3 protein-coding genes and 3 pseudogenes are annotated in these 7,849 nt (G+C 69.8%); all 6 read right to left on the minus strand.

Annotated features, from left to right (window positions below; all coding sequences use genetic code 11):
* Positions 1-289, minus strand: a pseudogene (locus ACLEQD_RS31875) (RTX toxin); the annotation flags it as partial.
* A gap of 43 nt (positions 290-332) precedes the next feature.
* Positions 333-800: an RCC1 domain-containing protein gene (locus tag ACLEQD_RS31880; protein WP_410389275.1), complete on the minus strand. Its 468-nt coding sequence runs from the start codon at positions 798-800 to the stop codon at positions 333-335.
* Positions 801-904: 104 nt separating this feature from the next.
* Positions 905-2,059, minus strand: a pseudogene (locus tag ACLEQD_RS31885) (RTX toxin); the annotation flags it as partial.
* Between the two features lie 66 nt (positions 2,060-2,125).
* Positions 2,126-4,471 carry an RCC1 domain-containing protein gene (locus ACLEQD_RS31890; RefSeq protein WP_410389276.1) on the minus strand — a complete coding sequence of 782 codons (2,346 nt, stop codon included), beginning with the start codon at positions 4,469-4,471 and terminating at the stop codon, positions 2,126-2,128.
* 124 nt (positions 4,472-4,595) lie between these two features.
* Positions 4,596-6,935: an RCC1 domain-containing protein gene (locus ACLEQD_RS31895; protein ID WP_410389274.1), complete on the minus strand. Its 2,340-nt coding sequence runs from the start codon at positions 6,933-6,935 to the stop codon at positions 4,596-4,598.
* A gap of 576 nt (positions 6,936-7,511) precedes the next feature.
* Positions 7,512-7,849 (minus strand): annotated as a pseudogene (locus ACLEQD_RS31900) (serine/threonine protein kinase); the annotation flags it as partial.

Consider the following 7,849-nt stretch of genomic DNA (forward strand, 5'->3'; position numbering starts at 1 on the left):
GGGAGCGCGTGTTGGCGTAGCCCAGGCGGCCCCGGGCGCCGTTGCCCCAGCACTGGAGCTGGCCGGACTCGAGCAGCGCGCAGGTGTGCTGGGCCCCGGCGGCGACCTGCACGGCGCGGAGGCCCGAAGCCAGCGCCACGGCGGTCAGCGGCGTCGCGTAGTCCGGGTTGCCGTTGCCCACCTGGCCGTAGGCGTTGGCGCCCCAGCAGCGCAGGGCGCCGGTGTCCAGCAGGGCGCAGGTGTGCTGGGTGCCCAGGGCCAGCTGCACGGCGGTGCCGCCCACGTCCACGTCACCGGCTGACGAAGGCAACTCGGTGTCACCGACATCGTCGTCACGGTTGTAACCCAGTTGTCCGTAGGCGTTGGCGCCCCCAGCAGCGCGGGCGGCCGGAGAAGAGCAGGGCGCAGGTGTGGTCGCCGCCCGCGGCCAGGTCCTGCACGGGGGCGCCGACGGGGACGTCGGTGGTGGGGGGCGGCTCGTCGTCGCCCAGCGTGTCGGTGTGGCCCAGGCCCAGCTGGCCGTGGGTGTTGTCGCCCCAGCAGCGCACGTGTCCGGAGGTGAGGAGCGCGCAGGTGTGGCGGTCGCCCGCGGTGATGCGCAGGGCGCGGGCGCCGCCCAGGTCGACGGTGCCCACGCTGGCGATGGGCTCGTCGTCGCCGATGGCGCGCGTGTGGCCCAGGCCGAGCTGTCCGGAGGCATTGGCGCCCCAGCAGCGCACGCGGCCCGTGGAGAGCAGGGCGCAGGTGTGGCCCAGGCCGGTGGCCAGCTGCACGGCCTTCTCCCCCGGGGCGAGCGGCACGGGGCCCTTCGACGCGGGCGTCTCGTCGTCGCCGACGTTGGCGGTGCCGGTGTAGCCGAGCCGGCCTGCGCGCCGCCGCCGAAGCAGCGCACGGAGCCGTCGTTGAGCAGGGCGCAGGTGTGGCTGTCCCCGGCGCGGAGCTGGGCGGCGTCGGTGGGCCCGCCAGTCTGGACGGGGGCATCGGGGAACTGCTGCGCGCCCAGGCGGTAGGTGGCGGTGGTGCGGGCCCCGGCGGCGTCGGTGACCTGGAGGGACAGCCGGCCCTGGAGCGAGGGCGCGTAGTGCTGGAGGACGGTGGGGTTGGCCTGCGCGGTGAAGCCGGGGGCAGGTGTCACGGGCGCGTCCGGGGTGAAGCTCCACGCGTAGTCGAGCGTGCGCGCGGGCTGATCATCCGACACGGTGGCGGTCCACGCGACGTCGGAGGTGCCCGCGAGCCGGGACGCGGCCAGGCCCTGGATGACGGGCGCGAAGAGGATGCGCACGGTGGTGCCCAGCGAGTCCGTGGACCGGTCCGCGGGGAGCACGCGCGTCACGAACGTGGTGCTGACCGAGTGCCCCGCCGGGTTCGTGACGGTGAGCGAGTGCGTGTAGTCGGTGGGGCTGGGGATGCCGAAGGGGGGAAGGTAACGCGCGACGAAGGCGCCGGAGGTGCCGGTGAGCGTGAACGTCCCGCTGGAGGGAACGAAGGCGCCGCCGCCGGTCGCGGGGGTGAGCGTGAAGGTGAGGGCCTCGCCGGAGGTGGCCTCGACGAAGAAGGTGACGGTGGCGGGCTGGCCGAAGACGAGCTCACCGGGGAGCTGGATGCGGGGGATGCGGGGCAGGGTGATGGGCGCGCCGTCGTTGGAGGGCGCGAGCGCGATGGCCACGGACTCCCGGTCCGCGACGAGCGTCTGGGTGGTGCTGCCCTGGAAGAGGAGCGCGCCGTTCCCGTCGTAGGCCCTCGCGATGAAGGTCAGGGCTTGATGGCGCGGCAGGGACGGCATCGTGCCGGACCACCCGGAGGGGGAGGGCACCAGGTCGAAGTTCGTGAACAGCGCGCTGTGGCTGACCGCGTCCTCCACGTCGACGCGGATGCGCGCCACGTCCGCGAAGGTGATGCCGGACAGGGCGCGCCGTGTCTGGGATTGAGGGCCGGTGCTGTCCGTGGAGACGGTGAACGTGACGGAGGCCGTGGGCTCCGGCGTGGCCGGCTCCGTCGTCGGCGACGTGCACGCGACGGTGAGGCACAGGAGGAGGAACGCGAGGGCAGGCTTCGTCATGGCTCACACGGAAGGAACGCGAAGCGGGCGCCCGACGTGTGCCGGGCGCCCGCGAGTGCTCAGGGACTACGGGGTCGGAGGCAGGAGCTGGATCTCAGCCACGGCGGAAGGCAGCTCGTTGTCACCGATGACCACGGTGTTGCCCTGGCCCAGCTGGCCAGCGTTGTTCTTGCCCCAGCAGCGCGCCTTGCCCGTGGAGAGCAGCGCGCAGGTGTTGCCGCTGCCCGAGGCACTGATCTGATAGGCCGTCGCCCCGCCCAGGTCCACGGCCCCCCCAGGCACGTCCAGTTCCGTCACGTTGCCGTAGCCCAGTTGCCCGTAGATGTTGCTTCCCCAGCACCGCATGCTGCCCGTGGAGAGCAGGGCGCAGGCGTGCTCCCCACCCGAGGTCACCTGCAAGGCGGTCGTTCCGCCCAGGTTCACCGTGGTCGAGCTGGCGAGGGTGTTGAAGTAGCAGTAGCTCGACGGGTACTCAGCGCAGGACCAGATGGAGTTGCTGCGGAGGTTGTTGCCCGTCTGCCCGTTGGAGTTGGCGCCCCAGCAGATGACGCTGCCTGACTTCAGGAGGGCACACGTGTTGTACCTGCTGGCGCTGACCTGGGCGACGGGCCCCTTGGGCTCGAACGCGGTCTGGCTGCTCGGCAGTTCGTTGTCACCCACGTTGTTGAGGTGCGGGTACCCGAGCTGGCCCAGGCTGTTCCGGCCCCAGCAGAGCATCTTGTCGTTGGAGAGCAGGGCGCAGGTGTGGTTGTCGCCCGCGACGACATCCGTGGCGGTGGCGCCGCCGAGGTCCACGTCGCCCGCCTTCCAGGGCTGCTCGTCGTCACCGATGCTGTTGACGTGGCCGTAGCCCAGCTGGCCGTACTGGTTGCGGCCCCAGCAGCGCACCTTGCCCGTGGCCATCACCGCGCAGGAGTGCTCCGCGCCCACCGTGATGCGGGTGGCGGGGCCACCCAGGTTCACGTAGCCGAAGCTGGCCACGGGCTCGCCGTCGCCCAGGTTCTGCGTGGTGTTGTAGCCGAGCTGTCCGTAGGTGTTCTGGCCCCAGCAGCGCACCAGACCCGTGTCCAGCAGGGCGCACGAGTGGTTGCCACCCGCCGCGAGCTTCGTGGCCTTGCCGAGCAGCTTCACCGCGCCGGCCGTGTACGGCAGCTCGTTGTCGCCGATGTTCTGGGTGTTCTCGTAGCCCAACTGGCCAAACGCACCGTAGCCCCAGCAGCGCACGGAGCCGTCATTCAGCAGCGCACAGGAATGGTCCCAACCCGTGCGGATGCTGTTGATGCCATCCAGCGGCCCTTCGGCGACGGGGTTGTCCGGGAACTGATCCGGGGTGAGCTTGTACGTGAGGGTGGTGGTGCCGTTGTTGCCGTCCGTCACGGCGAGCTTCAGGTCACCCTGCACGGCGGTGGTGTAGTTCTGGAGCGTGGACGGGTTCGTCGCGCCCGTGAAGGCAGGCACGGGGTCCGGCGTGGTGCCCGTGGCGGGCGTGAAGCTCCATGCGTAGGTGAGGGCCTCCTGCGCCCCGTCGTCGCTCACGTCCGCGGTGAAGATGACGTTCTGGGTGTCACGGACGCGCAGGCCGTTGAGGCCGTTGATGACGGGGTTGAAGAGCACGGCGACGGAGGTGTCGATGACGCCGCTGGAGGTCTCATTGGGCTTCACCTTCGTCGTGAAGGTGGTGCTGATGGAGTGCCCGGCGGGATTCGTCACCGTGACGGTGTGCGTGAAGACGGTCTCCGTGCTCACGGTGGGGGGCGTGTACTGGGACACGAAGGCGCCCGCGGTGTTCTGGAGCGTGATGGCGCCGTTGAGCGGGGAGAACGTCCCGCTGCCCGCGACGGCGGAGGTGATGGCGTAGCGCAGCGCCTCGCCGTTGGTGGCCTCCACCGCGAAGGTGATGTTGCCGGACTGCGAGGAGGCGAAGGCGCTGGGGATGCTGATTTTGCGGATGCGCGGCAGGGAGATGACGGCGTTGTTGTTGGCCGGGGCCAGCGGAATGGTGACGGTCTCGAAGTCGAGGTTCAGCGTGGCATCGAGCGAGCCGGAGAAGAGCAGGTTCCCCGAGGCATCGAGCGCACGGGCGAAGAAGGTGAGCGCCTTGGCCTTGGGCAGGAAGGGCAGGGTGCCCGTCCAGTTGCCAGCGGAGGTGAAGAGGTCGAAGTTCTTGAAGATGACGAGGCCGCCCGTGCCCTGCTCGGAGACGTCGACGCGGATGCTGGCGACGTCGGTGTAGCTGAAGGCCTGCGCGGAGACGCGGCCCTTTACGGCCTGGGTGATGAGGTCCTGCGCCCCGATGGCGACGGTGACCTGGGACTGGGTCTGCTGCTGAGCGGTGGTGTCCGGCGCGGGCGCACCCGAGCTACACGCGGCCATCCACGGCGAGGACAGCGACAGCAACAGCGCGCCCAGCATGCCGCGCGACCGGAACCAACGGGGGGATGAGCTCTGCAAGGGACACTCCTGAAGGCGAATGGGATTGCGGACGGAAAGGGAGCGGGCGCCCCGGTCCTGCGAGCGCCCGCGAGGACGTCAGTGACTACGGCGACGGCGGCAGGAGCTGGATGTCGCCCGCGGCCGAGGGCTGCTCGTTGTCACCGATGTGGTTGGTGTTGCCGTAGCCGAGCTGACCCCAGTTGCCCTGGCCCCAGCAGCGCGCCTTGCCCGTGGAGAGCAGGGCGCAGGTGTGGTTTCCGGCGGACGCGGACACCTGGTACGCGGTGGCGCCATCCAGGTCCACGGCCGGGCCCGGCGTGGACCGGGTCCCGGTGCTGCCGTAGCCCAGCTGGCCATAGCCGCTGTAGCCCCAGCACCGCACGCTGCCGGTGGAGAGCAGGGCGCAGGTGTGGTTCGAACCCGCGGAGATCTGCAGCGCGCTGGTGCCCAGGTCGATGCTCCCCGAGTCCCTGAACAGGAAGTAGCTGGCGGACTGGCCCGTACCCATCTGCCCGTAGTTGTTCAGGCCCCAGCACCGCACGGTCCCCGTCTTCAGCAGGGCGCAGGTGTGGTTTCCGCCGACGGAGATCTGCGAGACCGGCCCGGCCGGCTCGAACGCGGTCTGGCTGCCCGGCAGTTCGTTGTCACCGATGTTGTTGTAGTTCAAGTACCCGAGCTGGCCGTAGCCGTTGTAGCCCCAGCAGAGCATCTTGTCGTTGGAGAGCAGGGCGCAGGTGTGCGAGCCACCCGCCGCGATGTCCGTGGCGGTGGCGCCGCCGAGGTCCACGTCGCCCGCCTTCCAGGGCTGCTCGTCGTCACCGATGCTGTTGACGTGGCCGTAGCCCAGCTGGCCGTACTGGTTGCGGCCCCAGCAGCGCACCTTGCCCGTGGCCATCACCGCGCAGGAGTGCTCCGCGCCCACCGTGATGCGGGTGGCGGGGCCACCCAGGTTCACGTAGCCGAAGCTGGCCACGGGCTCGCCGTCGCCCAGGTTCTGCGTGGTGTTGTAGCCGAGCTGTCCGTAGGTGTTCTGGCCCCAGCAGCGCACCAGACCCGTGTCCAGCAGGGCGCACGAGTGGTTGCCACCCGCCGCGAGCTTCGTGGCCTTGCCGAGCAGCTTCACCGCGCCGGCCGTGTACGGCAGCTCGTTGTCGCCGATGTTCTGGGTGTTCTCGTAGCCCAACTGGCCAAACGCACCGTAGCCCCAGCAGCGCACGGAGCCGTCATTCAGCAGCGCACAGGAATGGTCCCAACCCGTGCGGATGCTGTTGATGCCATCCAGCGGCCCTTCGGCGACGGGGTTGTCCGGGAACTGATCCGGGGTGAGCTTGTACGTGAGGGTGGTGGTGCCGTTGTTGCCGTCCGTCACGGCGAGCTTCAGGTCACCCTGCACGGCGGTGGTGTAGTTCTGGAGCGTGGACGGGTTCGTCGCGCCCGTGAAGGCAGGCACGGGGTCCGGCGTGGTGCCCGTGGCGGGCGTGAAGCTCCATGCGTAGGTGAGGGCCTCCTGCGCCCCGTCGTCGCTCACGTCCGCGGTGAAGATGACGTTCTGGGTGTCACGGACGCGCAGGCCGTTGAGGCCGTTGATGACGGGGTTGAAGAGCACGGCGACGGAGGTGTCGATGACGCCGCTGGAGGTCTCATTGGGCTTCACCTTCGTCGTGAAGGTGGTGCTGATGGAGTGCCCGGCGGGATTCGTCACCGTGACGGTGTGCGTGAAGACGGTCTCCGTGCTCACGGTGGGGGGCGTGTACTGGGACACGAAGGCGCCCGCGGTGTTCTGGAGCGTGATGGCGCCGTTGAGCGGGGAGAACGTCCCGCTGCCCGCGACGGCGGAGGTGATGGCGTAGCGCAGCGCCTCGCCGTTGGTGGCCTCCACCGCGAAGGTGATGTTGCCGGACTGCGAGGAGGCGAAGGCGCTGGGGATGCTGATTTTGCGGATGCGCGGCAGGGAGATGACGGCGTTGTTGTTGGCCGGGGCCAGCGGAATGGTGACGGTCTCGAAGTCGAGGTTCAGCGTGGCATCGAGCGAGCCGGAGAAGAGCAGGTTCCCCGAGGCATCGAGCGCACGGGCGAAGAAGGTGAGCGCCTTGGCCTTGGGCAGGAAGGGCAGGGTGCCCGTCCAGTTGCCAGCGGAGGTGAAGAGGTCGAAGTTCTTGAAGATGACGAGGCCGCCCGTGCCCTGCTCGGAGACGTCGACGCGGATGCTGGCGACGTCGGTGTAGCTGAAGGCCTGCGCGGAGACGCGGCCCTTTACGGCCTGGGTGATGAGGTCCTGCGCCCCGATGGCGACGGTGACCTGGGACTGGGTCTGCTGCTGAGCGGTGGTGTCCGGCGCGGGCGCACCCGAGCTACACGCGGCCATCCACGGCGAGGACAGGGACAGCAGCAGCGCGCCCAGCATGCCGCGCGACCGGAACCAACGGGGGGACGTTCGCTTCATTCGACACTCCTTGGGAAGACAGACAGGGACACAGGAAATGACGCACATCAGGCACGCGCCGGCCTCACGTGCCCGGGACGGAGCCCGGAGACACGTTTCCCGTGCCGCGCTCCAGGAGAGCGCGGTCGCGGGACCTCACGGAAATGGAGAGGAGGAGGCGGGCGTTCGCCGACCCGGGGGGACCACCCGGCCCTCGGCGGATGTCTGCTCTACAGCCAGAAGCGGAGACAGCACTACCGGTGCTTCAAAATGCTGTCACGCCTTTTATTGGCTTCCGCGAAAGTCTGTCAATGTCTGGGTTTGAGCTGACTGGCGGGTGAAAGGCGTGTCAGTCGCGGCGGACCCGCGCGGTGACAGGATTTGTCATTCCCCTCGGCGCCCCGCCTGGAGAAAGGGTGACGCACCGGGTTGATGAGTGGAAGAAAACAAGCAACTCGCGGAAGCTTTGCCAAACACCCGAGTACTTCGCTGCGCGCGCGAAATCCGGAAAAGACAGTCATGGCCGCCATCCGGTACCCCGCTGGTCCCGGAGGACTCGGGTGACCCGAGTCCCAGGGACCCGGTGCCGGCGCGGCTTCACACCGGCTGGTGGCCGTCGTCGTCGTCGTCGAAGTCGTCTGCCTGCGCCTCTTCATCCGGCCCGGCCAGCTCGTCCAGGTCCTCGACCAGGTCCAGGTCCTGGAGGGGCAGGGGCTCGTCGTTCAGGTCCGGCGTCACGTCGTCGCCCCGGAGGAACGGCGGCGGGCCTTCCAGCCCGGCGGCCCCGGTCGCCGCGCTGGCGCCCTCGGACGTCATCGCGGCCTCCTCGGCGGTCAGCTCCGCCGGGTGCAGCCCGCCCTCCAGCAGCTCCGCCTGGTTGCGCCTCCCCGTGGCCTCCCGCGCCGCCGCCTCCACCTCCTCCGCCGCGGCCTGCC

The sequence above is a fragment of the Corallococcus sp. 4LFB genome (assembly GCF_046520365.1).
Taxonomy (GTDB): Bacteria; Myxococcota; Myxococcia; order Myxococcales; family Myxococcaceae; genus Corallococcus; species Corallococcus caeni.

Excerpts from the sequence above, each read along its gene's own strand:
- ACLEQD_RS31895 (WP_410389274.1), bottom strand. The coding sequence starts at position 6,935 with ATGAAGCGAACGTCCCCCCGTTGGTTCCGGTCGCGCGGCATGCTGGGC.
- ACLEQD_RS31890 (WP_410389276.1), bottom strand. The coding sequence starts at position 4,471 with ATGCTGGGCGCGCTGTTGCTGTCGCTGTCCTCGCCGTGGATGGCCGCG.